Below are 21,655 nucleotides of genomic sequence, written 5' to 3'. Positions count from 1 at the left end.
AGCCGCGCATCCGTCATGGGCGAAGTCACGCGTTCACACCACGGGAAGTTCGGACGACGTCAGCGATCAAGTCTGCTTGCATGACCGACCGTGCCTTCACCGACGGCAGACGTGAGTCAAGTTTTGCCTTTACTGCTTCGCGTTGAGCGCTGAGCTCTGAAAAACGCTCAGTCAAGTAGTCAAGAGTGAGTTTGTCATGTCCGAATGCCCAGTCCTCGAGTTCAAACATCTCAAGAACTTCCCGATATTTATGACTCCAGCCAATGACGAGTGTGGGAACTGCCATCGCGAGCGAGGAAACCATCGCGTGGAACCGACTGGCGACAAAAAGCGAGCACTGCCCAATCAGGAACCTCAGCTGCTGCGAAGTAAGTTCGCGATCGACGAACAGCAAATCCGAACCCAGCCGCAGTCGCGAGTGGATCGCACGACACAACGGCAAGTCGTTGTTGTGTGTTTTCTCTGTTCCGGTTCGAACGCTGTGAGGGATCAACATCACGCGTTTTCCCTCGCTTCGAAGGTGTTCGATGAAAGCGACCATCTGACCGACGTAGTCACCTCCCCGCGCGTCGACCTTTTTCTGCAGCACAACGCTCGGGCACACACCCACCACATCCTCATCGAAGAACGTGAGATCGATCTGATTCGAAACATCCGTCGCTTCAGTGCCGGCCAGCTCAAGAGAGAAGGCGTAGTCGGCCCCGGCAACAATATTGCTCAGTCCGAGACCCTCCGCATACTCGTGGGTAATCCTGCCGCGAGTGACGAGCGTACGCACCTTCGGCAGGAATGTGCGAGAAGCCCATCGATTCACGGGATTACGAAACGGTCCGACGGCCTGAGCGCATTTGAAAACGGGGGTTTTTACGTTGATCGCGGGAAGAATTGAGGCGATGTTGTAGAGCAAAAACTTCTCGCGTCCGTCGGTGAACGTAATTCCGCCTTGATCAAGAAGAATATCCGCCTCGCTCAACGCACGAATAGCCTCCGACCGGCTACGCAAGACCCCGCGCAGAAATGGAAGAACCCGGTACGCGAGCGCGAGCGAATTGATCGTCACGCCGAGCTGCTTTGCGTTTGCGGCCACGATGTTTAGGTTCGGGTAAGGATTGAGCGCTGCATCCTCTTCGGGATACATGCTGAGCAACGTAAACGTCGGGTTGTCTAGGCGCTCGGAGAGCGTCTGGACAGCGGCTTCGAGCATCGCCGACGCGCCCTTATTACCCGACAGAGCAGATCCAATGATGGCGATATTGGGAGAGGTCATGGTCGGTACTCCAGAGGTATCGTGCGGCGGACACCGCCATAGATGAGCGCAACAAGCGCGTCACCAACGGTGCTGAGGAGACGTGCGAGAAGACTGATGATTACTGCCTCCTCGACGGGAACATACTGGGTGAGAACAAGAACGATGATGGCCTCTCGAACGCCGAGACCGCTCGGCACAAAGAAGGCGAGAATTCCTATGGCACCTGCAAGCACATAGGCCGCGGCGAATGGAACCCACTCCGCGGGGCTGATTCGAGAAACTGTCACAGCGATCAGTACGAAACCGACTCCGTTGAGAATCCTGGGGAGAAGAAACTCCGCGAAGAACCGGAGCGTCTGCGGCGAGCTAAGAAAGTAGCCTTCGGGAACATCCTTCTTAAGGATGCGTCGAGCCGCAAGTCCCACGATCTTACGGAATGTCGGCTTATGCAGGATTAGTACCAGGGGCACGAGCACCAGCAGCGGAAGCAAGAGGAGAGTCGCGTTGTCACCAAAAATGCGAGGGCCAAGACTCACCAGCAGAATAAGTGCACTTGGCACAATCGAAGCCAACTGCAGATAGACGTTCTCATATACGAAGGAGATGACGATCAGAGATCGGCTCACCCCTTTCTTTCCTGCCCAGACAACTTTGTTCAGGACGGAGCCGATTTGGCCAGGAATGTACTTGAGCAGCCACGAAGCGCATTGCACGGCTATCGCCTCGGCAGCGGAAACACGCGCGGTGGGCTCAAGTACACGCACCATTCGGCCCCAAAGTAGACCAGTAAGCGGCACAGCAAGAGCGAAGATCAGAGTTGCCAGAACCCATAGCCAGTCGAATTCAAGATGTTTTTGCGAGATTTGATCCCAGTTGCTCCACAGCGAGGAGACAAAGAAGTAACCCACTGCGGCGAGCACGAGCACAGTGATGCCCCAACGCAGCGCACGTTTTCGCCACCAGGGCGATGAATTATTCACCATTTGGATCGGCCGAAACTAGTTGAATCGGCGGAAGGTATCGAGTTCCTTCTTCTGCGAGTACGGAACTTGCCCCTCGGGATCTGCATACCCCACGGCGATAAGCATCACGACGCGATCCGAAAGTCGGAGCTTCAGTTCCTTTTGCATCTTGCGTTCTAGTGGCTCAAAATCGGGCCAGTTGATAACCGTGGAACTGAGCCCAAGAGTCTCAAGACCGAGGATGAACTGCATCGCGGCGAGGGAACTGTCGACGTAGATCGCGTGGCGATCACGGGGGCTGAAGTACGACTCCAGCTTTCCAACGACAACGACGATCGAGGGGATGTTGTCGCCATAGCCAGCAGCCCCGAACGGAATGGACGACACCCGGCGCACAGCGGCTGGCTCGTCAAAGATGCGGAACTCATAGGGGAGCCGGTTGCAGGCCGTCGGCGCCTGGCGTGCAATGAGAAGCGCTTTATCGAAGAGCTCCCGCGGCACGGGCTTCTGCTCAAACCAACGAACACTTCGCCGCTGGCGAACCAGCCGCTCAAGAGCATCGAACTCGATATCAGAAAGATGCTCTTTCACATGCGGAATCTTGCCGCTGAACTCTCCAATGAAGTGCGCACTATCGAATCGCTCCCGCGCAGCTTCCACCGTCGCGTCGGTTCTCGCGCTGACGCGAAAGTACTCGGCAAGCACGTCATGTGCCCATGCCATTTCGCTTGCCTCCATCGAGGCTGGTGCCGATTGGTGCTGCGCGACTGCGTCCTCGTAGAACTCGATGGTCTCGGTGATGTAATCCCGCGCAAAGACATCACGTCGCGGGCGCATGATCAGGCCCTTCTCCAGGCGATGAATATTGCGCCGCAATTCCACATGGGAGAGTCGATCGCGTCGCTTATTGCGGTAGTAATCACGGCGACCACGCAGTACCGCCGACTGCTCTCGGTTGAATGTCAGAAAGCTTACGAAATACCAAAAGTGCGTCAAAAATCGACTTGATCCGAAAGATTCGAGGACGATCCGATTGACAAGCTCATAGATACGCCGAATCCATGTAATTGCGAGCAGATCCTTCGCGATGTTCTTGAGCGTATTCAGCAACGGGTCTCCTGATATTTGGATGGCGAGTGTCGACTAGCGGCGCGGGGCAGCTTGTTCAGCGGAAGCTGCTCCTGCGACATCACTAGTCCTCTCCGCACGAGCGATGAACGACTCGGCGGCGCGCACGCTGACGGGCAATGAGGGATGCTGAGCCACCTCTTCATGCACTGAGGTGTTGGGATTAATGACTCGGTCAGCCGAGTACTGCAAAAGTTTCAGTCGCTCGAGAGAATCCTCGAGCAGTGTGCGATTTGTGCGGATCATGTCGGAAATCACGATGAGCGCAAGACTGAGCAATCCACCAACCAGCATGGCCGATCCGAACACAAGCGACTGGATATGACTTCCCGCCACTCCTAGCCAGCTAAGAACAAGAAACCGCCCAAAAGGAATTGCTGCCGCGATGAAGAAAGCGATTGCGAGGCTCACGAACAGCGCATGTGGTTTGAACATCACATAGCTGCGCATAATCGCCTGAGCGGAACGGGCCATGTGCTGGAAAATGTTCTTGAAGAGCCGAGATTCCCGCGTTTTGGGGTTGGTTCTGATCGGAACGCTGTAAATCCGCAGGCGCTTGTTTCCTGCCTGGATGATCGTCTCCATGCAATAGCTGAACTGAGTCACAACGTTCAGCCGGATGAGTGACTCACGCGAATAGGCACGAAACCCACTCGCGGCGTCGGGCAGGTCTGTTTCGGCGGCGAAGTTCACGACTCGACTTCCGACGCTTTGCATAAGTTTCTTGAACGCAGAAAAATGCTCGATCGTCTTTGTTTGGCGATCACCGATGACGATATCTGCCTCGCCGCGCAGTATCGGGGCAACGAGATCTGCGATTCGCTCCTGTGGGTACTGATTGTCGCCGTCCGTATTCACAACGATGTCCGCTCCGTGCTGGAGCGCATAATCAACCCCGTCGCGGAAGGAGCGCGCTAGCCCCATATTGCGGGTATGGAAGACAAAGTGTTCGACACCGAGTTGACGCGCTACCTCGACGGTCGCATCGGTCGAGCCGTCGTCCACCACAAGAATGTGAATTTCGTCGATACCGTCGATCTGAGTCGGTATCCCCTTTAACACCATCGGAAGAGTCTCTTCTTCGTTCAAACAGGGAATTTGGATGAACAGGCGCATTATGACTTTCAGATCATGTACCGAACGAAAACAGAGCTGCGGCCTAGTAGAGCAATGCCAGCTCTTCTCACGCAGCAGCCGGTAGTATCCTAGCCGATGGCCTCGCACGAGTACCTCGAACGCACCACGACCCGCACAAGCTCCAAGCTTGACTTGTCCCTCACAGACTCCTCAAGGAGAGCGCATGCGATCTACGCTCCGCGCCGTCGACTCAAGGGATCCCAGCGAGCTCCCTCAGCCCCCGTTGACAGAGCGAGCACCGCTTCTCGTCTGGGTGCTGACGGCCGCACTCATTTTCGTCTGCGCCACCTGGAGTATTCTCACACCGCCGCTACTTGCCCCCGATGAGACATCTCACCTTTCCAGCGTGCTGCGCGTTGCCAACGACCTCTCTTGGCCAGACCCCGGCGAGGCTCGAATACCAGAATACGTAACGCTTCTCTCTGACGAGTGGGAAGAAGCACCTTCGGAACGAAGCATACTTAGCGACCTCGCCACGCAGTATCCAAATGCCAGCGACCGAGTTGATCAGATGACGCAGCATCCGCCGCTCTACTACGTCATTGCGGCGGGCGTCGTCAACGTCTTTGACGCCCAGGACTGGCGCTGGGACCAAGCGGTTTTACTGGCACGGCTCTTGGGTGCGGTACTCGCCTCGCCCCTGGTGTGGCTTGCCTGGAGCGCGACGCGCACGCTGACGCGATCGCGAAAAGCGGGAATTGTCGCCGCAATGGGGATCTTCGTCGTGCCGGGTTTTGCTCAGATGCTCGGGGTGACCAACAACGATACTTTTGCGATTCTGATGGGATCGATCGTCGCTTGGCTGAGCATCAAGATCCTCTGCGGTGACCGCAGAAGATCCGTTCTTCTGGGCCTCGGGATCGCTTTCGGGATCACGGGTTTGGCTAAGGGGACTCTTCTCGCGTACGGAGTGTTGGTAGTGCTCGCCTTGATCTTTGGGGCCCGACACCCTCGCGCGTGGCCACAGCGATTGTGGCAAGCGACGTGGCCATTGCTGGTTTCCCTCGTGTTCGGTCAGTGGTGGTGGATTCGAAATATCGTGCTTTTCGGGACTCTCCAGCCCTACGGATATCTGCTCAGCGATACGACCTGGGCACCGGGCACAGGCCCCAGCATCCTCGACTTCATCGACGAGATGTGGCGGGTGACATCGGCGACCTTCTGGGGCTGGTTCGGGCGTGTGAACGCGCCTCTTCCGCAGATCCTCGTAGATTTCGCCACGGTCACCTGCGTCGTCCTGGTAGTCACCGGATTACTTCGTCGAAAGAACACTCTTCGCACAGCCGCGATACTCGCGTCACCAATTGTGGTGAGCGCCATTCTGATGCTACGGGTCAGTTGGGGTGCGTACGCGGAAACAACTGAATATCGAGGTTTGCACGGGCGCTATTTCTATCCGTTTATCGTTTTGGGCCTTGCTCTCGCGGCGCTTGCAATCTCTAATATCGTGCGCGAACGATCTGCCCGAGTTGCGCTGGGCCTCGGGACTATTGCCGCATCAGTATTCATGGCTTTTTTCGGACTCGCCGTCTCAGGGATCTACTTTTATGGCGATGATCTTTGGGCCCAGTGGCGGGGCGCCCTTACGAATTGGATCTTCCATAGTTCCTCGCTCCCCGCGGGCACGACCATAGTAATCGCCGGCTTGGCGTGCGCCTTGCTCATCGCGGGCGCGGTCATGTCGGTGCGCGCGATACTCGTGTCGCCAGAAGACCGCGAACAACGAGAGTTTGCCGGGTGAGCGCTGTCCTTCCTGCTGAGATGAAAGCGTCCAGCAGGAAGAGCTTCCGTCCTGAAATTCAGGGTCTCCGCGCTCTCGCTGTTGGCGCAGTGCTCATTTATCATCTGTGGCCCAACCGCGTCAGTGGTGGATTCGTTGGGGTGGATGTCTTCTTCGTCATCAGCGGATTCCTCATCACGAGCCACCTCCTCTCGGAGCTGAACACGGCGGGACGTATCTCAGTCGGAAGGTTTTGGTCGCGGAGAGCGAAGCGACTTCTTCCTGATGCCCTCCTCGTGCTTGCACTGACCGGAATTGCGATTCTCATTTGGGTGCCCCGTACGCTGTGGCAGCAATTTCTCACCGAAGTCGCTGCGTCGACGCTCTATGTTCAGAACTGGTTGCTCGCCGCCAACAGCGTGGACTACTCGGCTGCGGATAACGGCGCGTCTCCGGTGCAGCATTTTTGGACGCTCTCGGTCGAAGAGCAGTTCTACATCGCGCTTCCCCTCCTCCTCATCGCCTTTGTATTCGCGATTCGACGATTTAGATGGAACCGCAGCATCGCCATCTATTCATTTCTCGGCGCCATTACGCTTCTGTCTTTCTTCTACAGCATCTGGCTCACGCATTGGTCAGAGAGCGAGGCGTATTTCTCGACGCTCACACGGGTTTGGGAGTTTGGCGTCGGTGCACTCATCCCTGTCCTCCCAAGACTGAAGAACGCCGTAGCGAAAGGATTCATAACTCTCGTCGGTTTGGCAAGCATCGGGATCGCGATCGGAGTCTTCTCCGAGTCAACGCCTTTTCCTGGTTCGGCTGCTGCGCTTCCCGTTCTCGGGACGGCGCTCGTCATCTGGGCAGGTTCAGACACGTTCGCCTCCGCGCTGGGCAAGTTCACCCTGATCGCGTTTCTCGGACGAATCTCATACGCGGTTTATCTCTGGCACTGGCCGCCGATTATTCTTCTCCCGTACATCACAGAGCACCCGCTTACGACTATCGAGAAGCTGCTGATTATCGTGGGAGCCATCGCAATGGGAGCCGCAGCGACGTTGTTGTGGGAAGACCGGGTGAGGTTCTCCCCCCGACTACTGGGGAGAGCTCGACCTCGGACCATCGCGGCGGTGAGCGCTATCGGTATGGCGATCGTTTTAGCGTTGCCCGCGACTGGCGCACTCATCGTGCGTCAAGAAAAAGCGCACTTTGAAGAAGCGACGCGGGCCATTGAAGCCGGGACGTCTCCCTGCCTCGGAGCCGCGAGCTTGGCGGAACCGGGTTGCGTGAACCCCGACCTCGACGGCATTTTGGTGCCCAACCTCACTGAGGTTACTGACGACAACGACAACCGTTCCGAGTGCTGGTCAACCGGAGGAGATCCGACTTTCAATTCGTGCACGCTCGGGCCGACCTCAGGCTTCGACAAGCATCTACTCGTCGTAGGTGACTCTCATAGCAATGCGCTACTTGGGGCCTATGACCTGATCGCACAGGAGAACAACTGGCGAATAGACGTCGCCGGTCGAGCAGGATGCTACTGGACAGATGTCGACCTCGTTCAACCGACTGAAGCGCTACAAGATGAATGCGCTCAGTGGCGAGACTCGTTGGCTTCATTTGTTGGAGACAATCCCGATGTTGACGCCATTGTCACAACTAAGGCGCGTCGACCTCTCAGCGCGGAAGTCACGACGGTAGACCAGGATGTCGCTTTTTCTGAGGTCGTCAATGGGATGAGCAGCGCGTGGGGCAAACGTCCATCTCTCGACGTGCCAGTTATAGCCCTCATCGACAATCCCTGGCTCCCCGCAGACTCGCTGGAGTGCGTGGAGCAGTACGGTCTTGACGCCACCGATGAGTGCTCAATCAGCCGCGCAGAGGCTCTCAAGCCTGACGGTCTCAACGAGGCAGCAGCGAGTGACCCAAACTCGTACACTGTCGATCTCACCGATCTCTATTGCGGGCCAGAGAACTGCTCGCCGGTCGTTGGACATGTCATCGTCTACCGCGATGGTCGCCACCTCACGGCGACTTACGCCAAAACCATCGCACCGTACCTCAGTGAGAGGCTTCGCGACGTGCTCGCTGCATCCGAATCGCGCTGATCCCGACTCAGTTGAGCTGGTTCTGCCACATCGACAGCGCGGATCCGATGGCCATGTGCATATCCAGGTACTGGTAGGTACCGAGACGCCCACCAAAGAAGACGTCACGCTCACCCTTTTGAAGCTCGCGGTAGGCCAATACGCCCGCCCGGTCCTCGGGCGTATTCACCGGGTAGTAAGGCTCGTCGTCGCGCGTGGCAAACCGGGAGAACTCCCGCATGATGACTGTCTTATCGGCAGGGTATATATGTGCGCGCTCAGGGTGGAAGTGCTTGAATTCGTGGATGCGTGTGAATGGAACATCTGCGTCGGCATAGTTCATGACGCTCGTGCCCTGAAAGTCAGCGACGTCGAGAACCTCTTCGGTGAAATCGAGCGTGCGCCACGATAGCTCACCTTCGGAGTTGTCGAAATAGCGGTCCACGGGGCCGGTATAGATAATAGGAAGCTGACCGACGACCGCTTTCTTGTGCAACGGCTGCGATTCGTCGAAAAAGTCAGTGTTGAGCTTCACCTCGATGTTCGGGTGATCCGCCATCCGCTCGAGCCAAGCCGTGTAGCCATCAACGGGAAGACCTTCCCAGGTGTCGTTGAAGTAGCGGTTGTCGTAGTTGTAACGCACCGGGAGCCTGCTGATGACTTCAGCTGGCAGGTTCTTCGGATCCGTCTGCCACTGTTTGGCGGTGTAGTCCCGAATGAATGCTTCGTAGAGCGGGCGTCCGATCAGGCCAATAGCCTTCTCCTCGAGGTTCTGCGCCTCTTTCGTATCGAACTCGCCAGCGAGTTCGTGAATGAGTGCGCGCGCTTCGCTCGGCGAGTACGCGGCATGAAAGAACTGGTTAATCGTCCCGAGGTTGATTGGCAGCGGGAAGACCTGCCCTTTGTGCGTTGTGTAGACACGGTGCACGTAGGAGGTGAAAGCCGTGAAGCGGTTTACGTACTCCCACACCGTCGCGTTGGAAGTGTGGAAAAGGTGCGCACCGTAGCGGTGCACTTCGATCCCCGTGGAACGCTCATTTTCGGAGTACGCATTACCCCCGACGTGATGCCTGCGATCAATCACAGTGACGCGGCGACCCGCGGCTGCGGCCCGCTCAGCGATCGTGAGCCCGAAGAATCCAGAGCCGACGACGAGAAGATCCATTGTGAGTTCTTTCTGAGCTGCGGTGACTTACACGACATCGGATGCCGGAAAGTGGGTTCAGAAGAGTGTACCTAGACGGCATCAAGACTCCGCTGCGCGCACCCAGGGGTCACAAAGCAAGCTGTCGGATACGATTGCTCACTGTGTCATTAAGAGGGGTATCGCATGAGTGAAGTGTGGCTAAGCGCCGTCCCCGCGTTCCTCGTAGCCGCAGCCGCCCTCATAATTCCAGGGCTCGTCATCGTGCTCGCTGGTTGGGGCTGGCGTCGACTGCGGCTTCTACTGCTGGCCCCTGCCGTATCTGTCGCTATCTTGGCAGTATCGGCGACCCTCGCACCGCTCGTAGGCATGTCATGGTCGTGGATCCCAGTCATTGGCTTGACCGCTGTAGCAGCTTTGGCAGCGTATGCCATCAGGCGCTGGGTCGGCACGGAGGTCCTTCTCACACCATCGCCACGACGCATCGTCGCGATGGTTGGCGGATTAGTGCTTGCCGCGGTCGCCCTCTGGGCTCAGCTCACATACGTCTTCATCACTCCAGAGAGCATTTCGCAGACCTTCGACGCTATTGTCCACCTGAATACCGTGCGCTTCGCGGTCGACACTGCCAATGCTTCGGCACTCAATATTGGCACCACGACCGACATCCCGTTCTACCCCAACGCGTGGCACGCTCTCTCCTCCCTCACAGCGCTGACAACCGGCACATCGATACCGCTGTCGGTAAACGCGGCGAATATCGCTATCGGCGCGATCGCGTGGCCCGCGTCGGCCATGGCGCTTGGCGCAACGATCTTCCGTGAGCGCGCCGCAGCGATAGCGGCCACCGCGGCGCTTTCCACAGCTTTCGGAGCATTTCCGATTCTGCTGTTCGACTTCGGCGTGCTCTACCCGAATGCGATGGGGTATGCAGTTTTACCCGCGGGCATTGCAGTTGTATGGGAGTTGCTTCGGCTGCGAGGCGTAGCAACCATTACTCGGCACATCGTTCTGCTCGCTGTCGTATGCGCTGGAATCGGACTTGGCCACCCGAACGCGTTCCTGGCGCTCTTTGCTTTCGCCGTATTCCTGGCGCTGTCCGAACTGGCACGAAGAGCACTGCAGAACGAGTCTCGACGGGCATGGATATTCAACGGCGCCGCCGCTCTACTTCTTCTTTTCACCGGTCTACTCCTCTGGCGTTTTTCTCGCACGAACTGGGGCATGTCACGGTGGGGGCCATGGCAAAGCACTGCGCAAGCGATTGGTGAAGCGCTCCTGCTCTCTCCGCGTGCGTACCCCATCACACTTGGGACAGCACTGCTGCTCGCCATCGGCATTGTCGCCGTGGTTCGACGACCGGCTCATCTACCGGTTCTCATCCCGGCAGCGGTGGCCGGGTTCATGTTCATCCTTGTCTCCGGCACGCCCGTCGACACGTTGCTTCGCGAGATGGTGACGAACCCCTGGTACAACGACCCCTACCGTTTAGCAGCCCTTCTCCCGATCGCAGGGATTCCCGTTGCAACCTACGGCGCGTTGATCGTTGTGGATGCCGCGCGGCGAGTGAAGTTTGTAGCCGCATCACCTCATCTCTTCAAAGCGACGCTCGCAACCGTTTCCGCCGCAGCACTTTTCCTGGTCGCAATCGGCCCGAACGTCACGACGATGGCAACCGCGGCGCGCGGTTCTTACACAATGAACGACTCATCGGCGCTCCTGAGCACAGACGAAGCGGCACTCATATCGCGTCTCGACGACACGACGCCGTCAGACGCCGTGATCGCGGGGAGCCCCTGGACCGGCGTGTCGTTGGCTTACGCGATTGCCGGACGAAACGTGCTCGAAAAGCACGTTTTCGGGGCTCGCGACGAGGACGAAACTTATATTGACGCACATTTGAACGACATCGATACTGATCCACGCGTGTGCGCCGCAGTCGAGAACCTTGGCGTCTCTTACGTGTTGGATTTCGGCGATCGTAATGTATTCAGCAATCCCGACGCTGCTGCTGACCGTGAAGGTATCCAAAGCCTGGATCCCTCGGACCACCTTGTTTTGATCGACGAAGAAGGCCCGGATGCTCGACTGTTCCGCATCGAGGGCTGCTGATCCATGCGCCAACAAAGCATCGCAATAGCGTACGACTGTCTTTTTCCCCTGAGCACCGGAGGCGGCGAGCGCCAATACCGTGGGTTCGCTGAAGAACTTCATCGACTGGGCTTCGACGTCGACTACCTCACGACATCACAGTGGGACGACGAGCCACCGCAAAACACAGAGTTTTCGGTTGTCCCCGTCACTGGTCGTCTCGCGCTCTACGACCAGCAGGGTGTGCGACGACCCGCGGCAGCGCTCGGGTTCGCATGGGGACTTTTTCGCGGACTTGTTCGTCGACGACGCCAATACCGAGCTGTCATCGTGAGCGCGCTGCCGGTGCTCAACGTCTTCGCTGCCCGATTGGCCCTGTGTGGATCTGGTACCACTGTCATCGTTGACTACCTAGAGGTATGGGGTGCGCAGCAGTGGCGAGAGTACTCAGGGGTGGTTATGGGAACCGTCGCCTGGGTTCTCCAAAAACTCGCCATACTGCTGTCCCCGCACGCGACATGTCACTCTCAACTCAGTGCAACACGACTCCGCGCTGAAGGACTACGAAGCGTGCCTCTCGTAAGTCCAGGCCTTATCGATAGCACCTCAGTGGCAGGCTTCACTGAAAAATCAGCTGACCCGCCCTACGTGCTCTACGCCGGACGACACATCTCAGACAAACGAGTCGAGGCGTTGCCCTCCGCGGTGAAACGGGCACGTCAGACGATTCCCGATCTGAAGCTGGTCGTTCTCGGAACCGGGCAGACCACGCCGCTCATCAGAGCAGAAGTTGCGCGTGCCGAGGGTAACTCGTGGACCGAGCTGCCAGGTTTTGTTTCACAAGAAGAGCTCGACAACTTGATGTCACGCGCTGTGTGCTTGGCAAATCCCTCGAAACGCGAAGGATACGGCCTTGTCGTCGTCGAAGCCGCAGCGCACGGAACTCCGGTCGTGCTCGTAAACGACGAGGGAAACGCGTCGACTGAGTTGGTAACGGATGACGTTAACGGTTTTGTTGCCGCGACCGCGAATCCAAGCGACTTGGCATCATCAATCATTGCCTCCGTGCGTGGCGGGGCTGAACTACGCCGCCGTACACGATCCTGGTATGAAGAAGCGATCACATCGCGCACGATAGAACGAACAGTGAGTCGCATCGTCGAGGTAATCGGCGCCCCCGGTTCCGCTCTCAACGATGCACACCCCTCGCGGCGAATCCGCCGTGCGGCTGAGGAAGGACGCCCATGAATACGTACCACGGAGATGACTCAGTCGAGTTGACGATTCTCATGCCCTGCTTGAATGAGGCGGAGACTCTCGAAGTATGCGTTCGAAAAGCACTGGGTTTCATCGAACGGTTCGGGATTGCCGGCGAAGTCCTCATCTCCGACAACGGCAGTACCGACGGATCGCAGGAAATTGCGACGCGTCTGGGCGCGCGTGTCGTTAACGCCCCTCGGCGGGGTTATGGAGCGGCACTCATCGCGGGTATCGAAGCAGCCCGAGGGACATACATCATCATGGGAGACGCAGACGACAGCTACGACTTCGTCAATCTAGATGGCTACGTCGAGCGCCTTCGTGGCGGAGCCGACCTCGTCATGGGCAACAGGTTCAAAGGTGGAATCGAGCCGGGAGCAATGCCGCCCCTGCACAAGTACCTCGGAAATCCAGTGCTTTCTGGAATCGGGCAACTGTTCTTCCGGCCCGGGATCGGCGACTTCCATTGCGGTCTACGAGGATTCAATCGCGCAAGAATCGCTGAGCTCGATCTTCAAACTACGGGCATGGAATTTGCCTCTGAAATGGTGGTCAAAGCTTCGCTCGCTAAATTCAGAGTCGAAGAAGTCCCGACAACCCTGAAGAAAGACGGACGCTCGCGGCCGCCTCACCTGCGTAGTTGGCACGATGGATGGCGCCACCTCCGGTTCTTGCTGCTGTTTTCGCCGAGATGGCTCTTCATCTATCCGGGGCTCATCGCGTTTATTTTGGGGGCAGTCGCTGTGGGCGCTCTCGCGATCGGGCCCATTGAGGTAGGCGGCGTCGGGTTCGATGTAACGACGATGGTGTACGCGACAGCATTGTGCGCAATCGGATATCAAGCCCTCATGTTTGCTTGGCTGACCAAGTTGTACGCAACGCAAGAAGGATTCCTCCCTGCGAGCCTCAGATATCGTTCGCTGGCAGCGAAGTGGTCGCAAGAGAGAGGTCTACTTCTTGGACTCGCGCTGTTCCTCGTGGGCGTTCTGATCGGCATCGTGCAGGTAATACGTTGGAGCAGCCTCGACTTCGGACCGCTTGACGCTGGCCAAGTCCTCCGCATCGCAGTTCCCAGCGCCCTGGGGATCATGCTGGGCTTCCAGACTGTCCTGATGAGCTTCTTTGCTGGTGTCCTGACGATTCCGCGCCGTGAGACCAGACTTGATGCCGTCATCGAAAACTGAAGTGAAGCGCCGCATTCTTGTCGATCTACTCGGCTACACCGGCGCACGCGGGGGCACTGAAACCTATGTGCGTAACCTCATGGTGCGGCTACCGACTCTCATGCCGGATGTCGAGTTTGTCGCGCTGACGAATGCCGTCGGCGCCGAAGAAGTAGGTTCGTTCTTTCCTGGTCAGTTGAGAACGTTGGCGTGGGTCGGCTCATCGAGTTCGTCTTGGGCACTCGGCGAAGTGTTAGGGGCAAATCGGGCTGCGAGGCGCGAGGGCGTTGACCTCGTGTGGGCGCCCGCGAACTTTGGGCCGATTTGGCGGGGCACCAAGCGCGTCACTTCTATTCACGATGTGATTTATCATCAGGTTCGTGGAAGCTTGCGGGAACGGGTGAGCCGTTCGGTAACTTCGTGGTTGATGAATCGCTCAGCGCGGAGTTCCGACGCGATCGTGACGATTTCGAAGGCGACCCGAACCGCTGTGATGACACACCTGGGAATCGAAAGCGATCGTATAAGCGTCGTTCTCAATGGCAGCAGCGAGCCACCCGCGAACGCTGATGCGAACAGTACTCTCGGCCCACTCGGGATCGACACACAACGCAAAATAGTGCTGAGTACTGGGAACAGGATGCCGCACAAGAATTTCGAAGGCTTGCTTCGCGCCGTGGCAACGATTGCTCCTGGTGAGCGCCCGCTCACCGTCATTCCTGGTAGCCACGACGACGATCCGCTGCGACCGCTCGTCGAAACCCTTGGCCTTGAGCAAGATGTCATTCTCCCGGGCTGGGTCACATCCGACCAGCTCGAAGCGCTTTACACCGTCTGCGACGTATACGCATGCCCATCGCTCGTTGAAGGCTTCGGGCTTCCCATTGTTGACGCTCTAAGACGGGGATGCGCTGTCGTGGCGAACGATGTTGCTGTGCTGCGCGAGGTCGGCGGCGAAGTCGTCGTATACGCAGATGCGACAAATCCGACAGACTTCGGCATGGTAATTAGCGGCGCGCTCGATCCTTTGGCGGATACAGAACGTGCACGAGCCATCGAGTGGGCGTCACGCTTCACCTGGGACGCTTCCGCAGCAGGCACAGCGGCAGTCCTGGACGCGCAGCTGTCAGGGCGAAAGGGAAATATGTGAGCGCATCCCCACTAGTGAAGCGCATGCTCGGCTTCACGATGCTTCCCGCGATCGCGGCGGTTTCACCGCTGCTTGTGCTGCCCATCGTTTCGCGAACAGCCGGCCCGGAGGGATGGGCCAGTGCCATCGCGGGCGAGTCAGTCGGAACATTCGCGGCGATCGCCATCGCTTACGGTTGGACGACTATCGGCCCGGCCCTTGTCGCTATTGCACCAAACGACCCTGCCCGCGGCAGGCTCTATCGCGACGCGCTCGTTGTGCGCGTACTCATAGCAACGGTCGCGCTGCCGCTCATGGTGCTGGTGTGCATGCTCATCGCGTCACCCGGCTTCGAAGCACTGGCCGCGCTTATGGGTGTCCAAGGGGCTCTTATCGCGCTGTCGTTCACGTGGTTCGCGGTGGGACTCGGGGACCCAAGCGCTATCGCGTTCTATGACGCTATCCCGCGCCTGTTGGTGGCAGCTGGGGCGGCGTTCGCGATCACGGCGGGTGGGTTTGTTGAGTTGTACCCGACGGTGGGCATCGTCGTAACCCTTTGCGGTACCGGCCTGTACACGATTCGGGTGCTGCGCAGATTTCCTGGCGCGTGGCCTCGCCTCTCCGACATCCCTTCATTATTCCGAAGGGGCGCTCCCGTCGCGCTGAACGACGCCGCTCTCGGAGCATACTCCGCTGTGCCGACCCCGCTCGTGAATGTGACCTCACCTGGAATCGCAGCGGCAGGTTTCGCTTCGGCTGACAAGATGCTGAAGCTCGGCCAGTTTCTTCCTCTGACTCTTGCGAACGCGCTGCAAAGTTGGACCGCAGAGGTCACAGGAATCGCCCGAGCGCACCGAATTCGAATTGCGCTCTCTGCGCATGCTGCCTTCGGCGTCGCGGGCTGGGTTGTGCTCGCAACTGCCGGGCCCTGGGCCAGTGAGGTGCTTTTCGGCGCGGAAGCGGCCGCGACATTCGCCGTCGTGATTCCGCTCGGTTTCGCTTTTGCGCTCTATTCGCTCCGCACGTCAATGACAAGGCATTTACTTTTCCCAACCGGTGCAGCACGAACAGTCATGGCAGCGACTCTCATCGGGACTGTCGTCGGTGTTCCCGCAATGCTCCTCTTCGCCGCATGGTTCGGCCCTGTCGGAGCGGCGTTTGGGTACGCAATGACGGAACTGATTGCGACAGTGCTTCTGTTCCGTCGGTGTAAGCGCGCACTTAAGACAATTGCGCACTTGCGCGAAGGCGATTCGGCGGCGGCGGCATGAGCGCGTCGGGTTCCAACTCTCCGACTCTTCCCCCTGTAGTACTTATCGTGAGCACGCTCGGGAGAATTGAGCCGCTTCGAAAACTACTCGATTCGCTCTGTGCACAGCTGTCCGAGCGAGACCACCTAGTCGTCGTTGCGCAAAGCGAACAAGACCGGGTGCGCCAACTCGTTGCGGAATTCAGCCCGCAGACTGATGCACGGATCGATGTGACGACATCAGGCCGGGGCGCGTCTCTCGGACGAAACACGGGCTTCGCGTATACGCAGGGCGTCCCAGACAACGCACTCGTTCTTTTCCCGAATGACACGACATGGTTTCCACCCGGCAGCGTGGACGCAATACGGTCAGGCATGGGTGAATCTGCTCTCGGCTGCATCCCTGTCGTGACAGAAGACGGACCTCGGTTTGTTCTGCCGCCGGTCGGCACACCGCTCAATTACGAGACGGTCTGGGCAGTAATCGAGATGGGTCTCCTGATCCGCGCGGATCGTTTCAGAGCGCTCAACGGCTTCAACGAAGCAATCGGCACCGGTGCCGCCTCGCCCTGGCAAGCCGGGGAGAGCACCGACCTACTCCTCCGCGCTCTCGAAATGGATGCGAGCGTCGCACAGCAGTTTCGCTGGATTCATCACGAGAAGGCTTTTGTGGGTGGTATCCCGGAGGCCGCAGGCCTTAGCCCACGGGAACGACGGTGGAAGCTTCGGGCCTATGGCCGTGGAATAGGCCACGTGTATAAATCACATCCATTTCCCATCTGGCAGCGCTGGGGCTTTGTGGCTGCCGGCGCAGTAATCGGTTTCCGCCGCGCGGAATATGGAGTCACTGACGGGTTCTCAGCGTTCCTCGGACGCTTCGAAGGCGTCGTTGGCAAGACTTTCCGTCACGCCAGTGATCAAAGCGCCGTCAAGCGATAAGCCCGCTCATGCCTCGGCTTCAGCTGTGCAACGATTGACGGATGAAGGGCATTATTCTTGCGGGTGGTTCGGGTACTCGGCTCCATCCTGTGACTTTGGGTGTTTCGAAGCAGCTCGTACCGGTCTATGACAAGCCGATGGTGTATTACCCCCTCTCAACGCTGATGTTGGCTGGTGTTTCTGAGATTTTGGTCATCACGACTCCTCACGATGCTGATGCGTTCGTGAGGCTATTGGGGGACGGGTCGCAGTTCGGGATCAGTATCGAGTTCGCGGTGCAGCCCTCACCTGACGGACTTGCTCAGGCGTTCACGATCGGTGCGGACTTCATCGGTGACGACAAGGTCGCTCTCGTTCTTGGTGACAATCTTCTGTATGGTCCGGGTCTTGGTACGCAGTTGAATCGGTATACCGATATTGATGGTGGTGCCGTGTTCGCATACTGGGTGGCAGAACCGTCCGCATACGGTGTTGTCGAATTCGATAAAGATGGTCGTGCGATCTCGTTGGAGGAGAAACCCGCGACACCGAAGTCGAACTACGCGATCCCGGGTCTGTATTTCTACGACAACGATGTCGTTGACATCGCCCGAAACTTGCAACCTTCACCCCGCGGTGAGCTCGAAATCACTGATGTGAACCGGGCGTATTTGGAGCGCGGGAAGTTACAGGTCGAGGTCCTCCCCCGCGGAACAGCCTGGTTGGACACGGGAACGTTTGATCAGATGACGGATGCCGCGGACTACGTCCGAACGATCGAACGCCGCACCGGGATGAAGATCGGGTGCCCGGAAGAGATCGCGTGGCGTCAGGGGTTCCTCACGGACGAGCAGCTTGCTGAGCGCGCCGGGAAGATGATGAAGTCTGGATACGGGGCGTATTTGATGGAACTGCTCGAACGAGGAGAGAAGTAATGCCCCGGAAGCTCCTCGTCACCGGTGGTGCCGGTTTCATCGGATCGAACTTCGTGCACCATGTCCTCGCGCACACTGATGACCATGTCACGGTGCTCGACAAGCTCACCTACGCCGGAAACCTCGCATCTCTTGAGGGCCTACCTGCGGACCGGTTCCGGTTCGTTCAAGGCGACATCGCCGACGCTCCTGTTGTGAACGGTCTGTTTGAAGAGGTGGATGCTGTTGTGCACTACGCGGCAGAGTCCCACAACGACAACAGCCTCCACGACCCGCGTCCATTCCTTGACACCAACATCATTGGTACGTACACGCTCCTCGAAGCTGCCCGCGCACACGACCGTCGCTTTCACCACATCTCCACCGACGAGGTCTACGGTGACCTGGAACTGGATGATCCGGCCCGGTTCACCGAACACACCCCCTACAACCCGTCCTCCCCTTACAGCAGCACGAAAGCGGGCAGCGACCTCCTCGTGCGCGCATGGGTGCGATCGTTTGGGGTAAAGGCCACGATCAGCAACTGTTCCAACAACTACGGGCCCTACCAGCACGTGGAGAAATTCATTCCCCGTCAGATCACGAATGTGATCCGCGGCATCCGCCCCAAGCTCTACGGTGCAGGAGAGAACGTCCGCGATTGGATCCACGCCGACGACCACTCCAGTGCTGTCCTCACCATCCTTGATAAGGGCGAGATGGGTGAGACGTACCTGATTGGGGCCGACGGGGAAAAGAACAACAAAGACGTCGTTGAGCAAATCCTCACCCTCGTGGGTAAAGAACCTGACGCGTACGATCACGTCACCGACCGTGCCGGACACGACATGCGGTACGCGATCGATTCCACAAAACTCCGCACGGAACTTGGCTGGGCGCCCTCCTACGGCAACTTCGAGGCAGGTCTTGCCGCAACGATCGACTGGTACCGCACCAACGAAGCCTGGTGGGCAGCGTCCAAGGACGGCGTCGAAGCGTTCTACGCCGCAAAGGGACAGTGACCTCGATGGCAACGGAGTTTGGTAAACCCCTCACCCGCACCGAAACCACAATCCCCGGGCTTGTCGTTTTCGATCTCCCGCTCCATGGCGACAGTCGCGGCTGGTTCAAAGAGAACTGGCAACACGAGAAAATGACAACAGCAGGTCTGGAAGACTTCGGGCCCGTGCAAAACAACATTTCCTTCAACGACGCCGTCGGCACGACCCGCGGAATCCACGCGGAACCCTGGGACAAATTCGTCTCCGTCGCCACCGGGCGCATCTTCGGCGCCTGGGTCGACCTTCGAGAAGGCGACACGTTCGGGGCCGTGTTCACCACAGAACTTGACCCCTCAAAAGCGATCTACGTTCCCCGTGGCGTCGGCAACTCTTACCAAACCTTGGAACCCGACACGGCGTACGTCTACCTCGTGAACGACCACTGGTCGCCCACCGCGTCGTACTCGTTCCTGAACCTCGCCGACGAAACGGCGAACATCACCTGGCCCATCCCCCTCGAGCAGGTAGAAATCAGCGCGAAAGACAAAAACCACCCCCGCCTGAGCGACGTCACCCCCATACCTCCGAAAAAAACCCTCGTCATCGGAGCCGATGGGCAACTCGGCCGTGCGCTCCGAGCCGAATACGGCGACAAAGCCTCGGTGGAATACGCCACACGCGACACCCTCGACATCACCGCCCCGGGGCTTGGCACAGCACGTCGGTGGCGGGACTACGACATCATCATCAACGCTGCCGCCTACACCGCTGTCGATACGGCCGAAACCCCCGAGGGGCGCACCTACGCGTGGGCCGCGAACGTCACCGGACTCACCGCCCTTGCGAGCATCGCCGCCGGGCACGGCATCATCCTCGTGCACGTCTCCAGCGACTACGTCTTCGATGGCACAAAAACCGGTGAATACACCGAAGAAGACCCCATCTGTCCCCTCGGTGTCTACGGGCAAACCAAAGCCGCCGGCGACGCGATCGCCCAAACCGTGCCCCGCCACTACATCATCCGCACCAGCTGGGTCATCGGAGACGGCAACAACTTCATCAGCACCATGGCACGCCTCGCCGAAAAAGGCATCGACCCCAAAGTCGTCAATGACCAGGTCGGGCGGCTGACGTTCACGAGCGACATCGCGACAGCTATCGACCAGTTGTGCACCTCAGATGCACCCTACGGAATTTACAACGTAACTGGCGCTGGCACGCCCAGCTCTTGGTACGACATCGCCCGCGATGTCTATCGACTGAGCGGTCACGACCCCGAGCGCGTGAGCGCCGTTTCGACAGACGAGTATTTTGCGACGTCAACGACAGCTGTCGCGCCGCGACCCCGAAATAGCGCGCTGAGCCTGGCTAAAGCGCAGACGGCCAACGTGACGACTCCAGACGCGCACGACAGCCTTATAAGTTATCTCGAGAGCGCACGAGGGGACCTGTAATGACAGCGCCAAAAGTTGCGATCATTGTACGTACGAAAGACCGTCCTCACTTCTTGCACCGCGCGATCAGGAGCATTCAGTCGCAGTCGTTTGCGGAGTGGGAATGCGTGATCGTGAACGACGGCGGCGACCTTCAGCAGGTCGAGCGGGTCGTCGCATCAGCAGCCACGCCAAATGATCCCCGCATTCACATTCTCAGCCACGACGAGTCACGCGGCCGTTGGAAGAGCGCGAACGCAGGAGTGCTGGGGACGACTGCTCCGCTGCTCGTGCTGCACGATGACGATGATTCGTGGCATCCTGAGTTCCTTGAACACGCGACCTCTTACCTTTCGCAGCATGCTGAGCGCGACGGTGTGGTTGCGCGAACAGAAATCGTGTGGGAAACCCGCGACGGAGATTCGTTCTCGGTCGAACGTCGAGAGCTCTTCCAAGGCCATCTCCAAGACCTTCTTCTCACTGACGCGTTACTGTTCAACAGGTTCGTTCCTATCGGATTCCTCTACCGCCGCACTCTTCACGCCGAACTTGGGCTCTACGACGATACGTTGCCCGTCATCGGCGACTGGGCTTTTAACCTGCGAGTGCTGGCGCGCGGACCCCTCGAATATCTGTCAGGTCATGCTCTTGCATATTGGCACCAACGCAGCGACACGAGTGGTGCCGAGAGCAACAGCGTGACCGGCGCGGGCAGTGACCACGATCGATTTGATGCGCGTATTCGCGATTCCGAGCTGCGCAAGTACGCGGAGAACGACGGGCTCGGGCTGGTGCTTTATCTGACGAAGTTCATCGATCAACGCTTTGTCGACGTGGAGGCCGGGATCCGTCACGAGATCGTCGAGGCTTCGTTCTGGAATCGGCTCAAACAGTGGGTGAAACGCAAGGTCAACTGAATCTGCACACCGATTCGCTTCTTCGTGGCAATAGCCACTCCACGCCTACCTGCTGAGCGTCGACTCCCGTGGTGACGGATCGCTCGCTGTGGCGATAATTAGTGACGCGTGGCAAGAATCGAGATGCTACGGCCACGGATGTGACGCACAACCCTA

Annotated in this window: 17 protein-coding genes; 12 read left to right on the top strand and 5 right to left on the bottom strand. The window is 58.4% G+C overall.

Features of this window, described 5'->3' with window-relative positions; all coding sequences use genetic code 11:
* Nucleotides 1–25: 25 nt before the first annotated feature.
* Genes FHS06_RS06520 through FHS06_RS06505 form a run of 4 tightly spaced genes read right to left on the bottom strand, consistent with a single transcriptional unit; the run spans nucleotide 26 to nucleotide 4,455 of the window.
* Nucleotides 26–1,267: a polysaccharide pyruvyl transferase family protein gene (locus FHS06_RS06520; protein WP_167046984.1), complete on the bottom strand. Its 1,242-nt coding sequence runs from the start codon at nucleotides 1,265–1,267 to the stop codon at nucleotides 26–28.
* Complete coding sequence (locus FHS06_RS06515; RefSeq protein WP_167046982.1) at nucleotides 1,264–2,232, bottom strand: lysylphosphatidylglycerol synthase domain-containing protein; 969 nt, start codon at nucleotides 2,230–2,232, stop codon at nucleotides 1,264–1,266. The genes FHS06_RS06520 and FHS06_RS06515 overlap by 4 nt, the downstream gene beginning before the upstream one ends.
* A gap of 15 nt (nucleotides 2,233–2,247) precedes the next feature.
* Complete coding sequence (locus tag FHS06_RS06510) at nucleotides 2,248–3,321, bottom strand: nitroreductase family protein (protein WP_167046981.1); 1,074 nt, start codon at nucleotides 3,319–3,321, stop codon at nucleotides 2,248–2,250.
* 33 nt (nucleotides 3,322–3,354) lie between these two features.
* Nucleotides 3,355–4,455, bottom strand: a complete 1,101-nt coding sequence (locus tag FHS06_RS06505; protein ID WP_167046978.1) for a glycosyltransferase family 2 protein — start codon at nucleotides 4,453–4,455, stop codon at nucleotides 3,355–3,357.
* Between the two features lie 184 nt (nucleotides 4,456–4,639).
* Between FHS06_RS06505 and FHS06_RS06500 the strand changes: the two genes are divergently transcribed.
* Together FHS06_RS06500 and FHS06_RS06495 are read left to right on the top strand one after the other, a co-directional pair.
* Nucleotides 4,640–6,217 carry a DUF2142 domain-containing protein gene (locus FHS06_RS06500; protein ID WP_167046975.1) on the top strand — a complete coding sequence of 526 codons (1,578 nt, stop codon included), beginning with the start codon at nucleotides 4,640–4,642 and terminating at the stop codon, nucleotides 6,215–6,217.
* Nucleotides 6,214–8,301 (top strand): acyltransferase family protein, encoded by a 2,088-nt coding sequence (locus FHS06_RS06495; protein ID WP_167046973.1) that lies wholly within the window; start codon nucleotides 6,214–6,216, stop codon nucleotides 8,299–8,301. The genes FHS06_RS06500 and FHS06_RS06495 overlap by 4 nt, the downstream gene beginning before the upstream one ends.
* Nucleotides 8,302–8,308: 7 nt before the next feature.
* On the opposite strand, the gene glf is transcribed toward FHS06_RS06495, so the two are convergent.
* Nucleotides 8,309–9,445, bottom strand: coding sequence for a UDP-galactopyranose mutase (gene glf, locus FHS06_RS06490; protein WP_167046970.1), 1,137 nt, complete (start codon nucleotides 9,443–9,445; stop codon nucleotides 8,309–8,311).
* A gap of 165 nt (nucleotides 9,446–9,610) precedes the next feature.
* Here glf and FHS06_RS06485 point away from each other — a divergent pair, with 165 nt between their 5' ends.
* The 10 genes from FHS06_RS06485 to FHS06_RS06440 are packed head-to-tail and all read left to right on the top strand — an operon-like array spanning nucleotide 9,611 to nucleotide 21,499.
* Complete coding sequence (locus FHS06_RS06485; protein ID WP_167046967.1) at nucleotides 9,611–11,536, top strand: DUF6541 family protein; 1,926 nt, start codon at nucleotides 9,611–9,613, stop codon at nucleotides 11,534–11,536.
* Nucleotides 11,537–11,539: 3 nt separating this feature from the next.
* Nucleotides 11,540–12,763 carry a glycosyltransferase family 4 protein gene (locus tag FHS06_RS06480; RefSeq protein ID WP_167046964.1) on the top strand — a complete coding sequence of 408 codons (1,224 nt, stop codon included), beginning with the start codon at nucleotides 11,540–11,542 and terminating at the stop codon, nucleotides 12,761–12,763.
* Nucleotides 12,760–13,959, top strand: coding sequence for a glycosyltransferase family 2 protein (locus FHS06_RS06475; RefSeq protein WP_208387893.1), 1,200 nt, complete (start codon nucleotides 12,760–12,762; stop codon nucleotides 13,957–13,959). The genes FHS06_RS06480 and FHS06_RS06475 overlap by 4 nt, the downstream gene beginning before the upstream one ends.
* Nucleotide 13,960: 1 nt before the next feature.
* Nucleotides 13,961–15,088: a glycosyltransferase family 4 protein gene (locus FHS06_RS06470; RefSeq protein WP_167046962.1), complete on the top strand. Its 1,128-nt coding sequence runs from the start codon at nucleotides 13,961–13,963 to the stop codon at nucleotides 15,086–15,088.
* On the top strand, nucleotides 15,085–16,338 hold the full coding sequence (locus FHS06_RS14325; RefSeq protein WP_167046959.1) for a lipopolysaccharide biosynthesis protein: 1,254 nt from the start codon (nucleotides 15,085–15,087) through the stop codon (nucleotides 16,336–16,338). Before FHS06_RS06470 ends, FHS06_RS14325 begins: the two co-directional genes overlap by 4 nt.
* Nucleotides 16,339–16,385: 47 nt before the next feature.
* Nucleotides 16,386–17,255 (top strand): glycosyltransferase family 2 protein, encoded by an 870-nt coding sequence (locus FHS06_RS06460; RefSeq protein WP_167046956.1) that lies wholly within the window; start codon nucleotides 16,386–16,388, stop codon nucleotides 17,253–17,255.
* A gap of 41 nt (nucleotides 17,256–17,296) precedes the next feature.
* Nucleotides 17,297–18,169, top strand: a complete 873-nt coding sequence (rfbA, locus tag FHS06_RS06455) for a glucose-1-phosphate thymidylyltransferase RfbA (protein ID WP_167046953.1) — start codon at nucleotides 17,297–17,299, stop codon at nucleotides 18,167–18,169.
* Nucleotides 18,169–19,170: a dTDP-glucose 4,6-dehydratase gene (rfbB, locus tag FHS06_RS06450; RefSeq protein ID WP_167046950.1), complete on the top strand. Its 1,002-nt coding sequence runs from the start codon at nucleotides 18,169–18,171 to the stop codon at nucleotides 19,168–19,170. The genes rfbA and rfbB overlap by 1 nt, the downstream gene beginning before the upstream one ends.
* A gap of 5 nt (nucleotides 19,171–19,175) precedes the next feature.
* The gene (locus FHS06_RS06445) at nucleotides 19,176–20,603 is read left to right on the top strand and encodes a sugar nucleotide-binding protein (RefSeq protein ID WP_167046947.1); all 1,428 of its coding nucleotides are present in this window, start codon (nucleotides 19,176–19,178) and stop codon (nucleotides 20,601–20,603) included.
* Nucleotides 20,603–21,499, top strand: a complete 897-nt coding sequence (locus FHS06_RS06440) for a glycosyltransferase family 2 protein (RefSeq protein ID WP_167046944.1) — start codon at nucleotides 20,603–20,605, stop codon at nucleotides 21,497–21,499. The genes FHS06_RS06445 and FHS06_RS06440 overlap by 1 nt, the downstream gene beginning before the upstream one ends.
* Nucleotides 21,500–21,655 lie beyond the last annotated feature (156 nt).

Source organism: Microbacterium halimionae (genome assembly GCF_011761265.1).
Taxonomy (GTDB): Bacteria; Actinomycetota; Actinomycetes; order Actinomycetales; family Microbacteriaceae; genus Microbacterium; species Microbacterium halimionae.
Note: the sequence above shows the minus strand (reverse complement) of the source record. Positions and strands in the feature narration are given on the sequence as shown.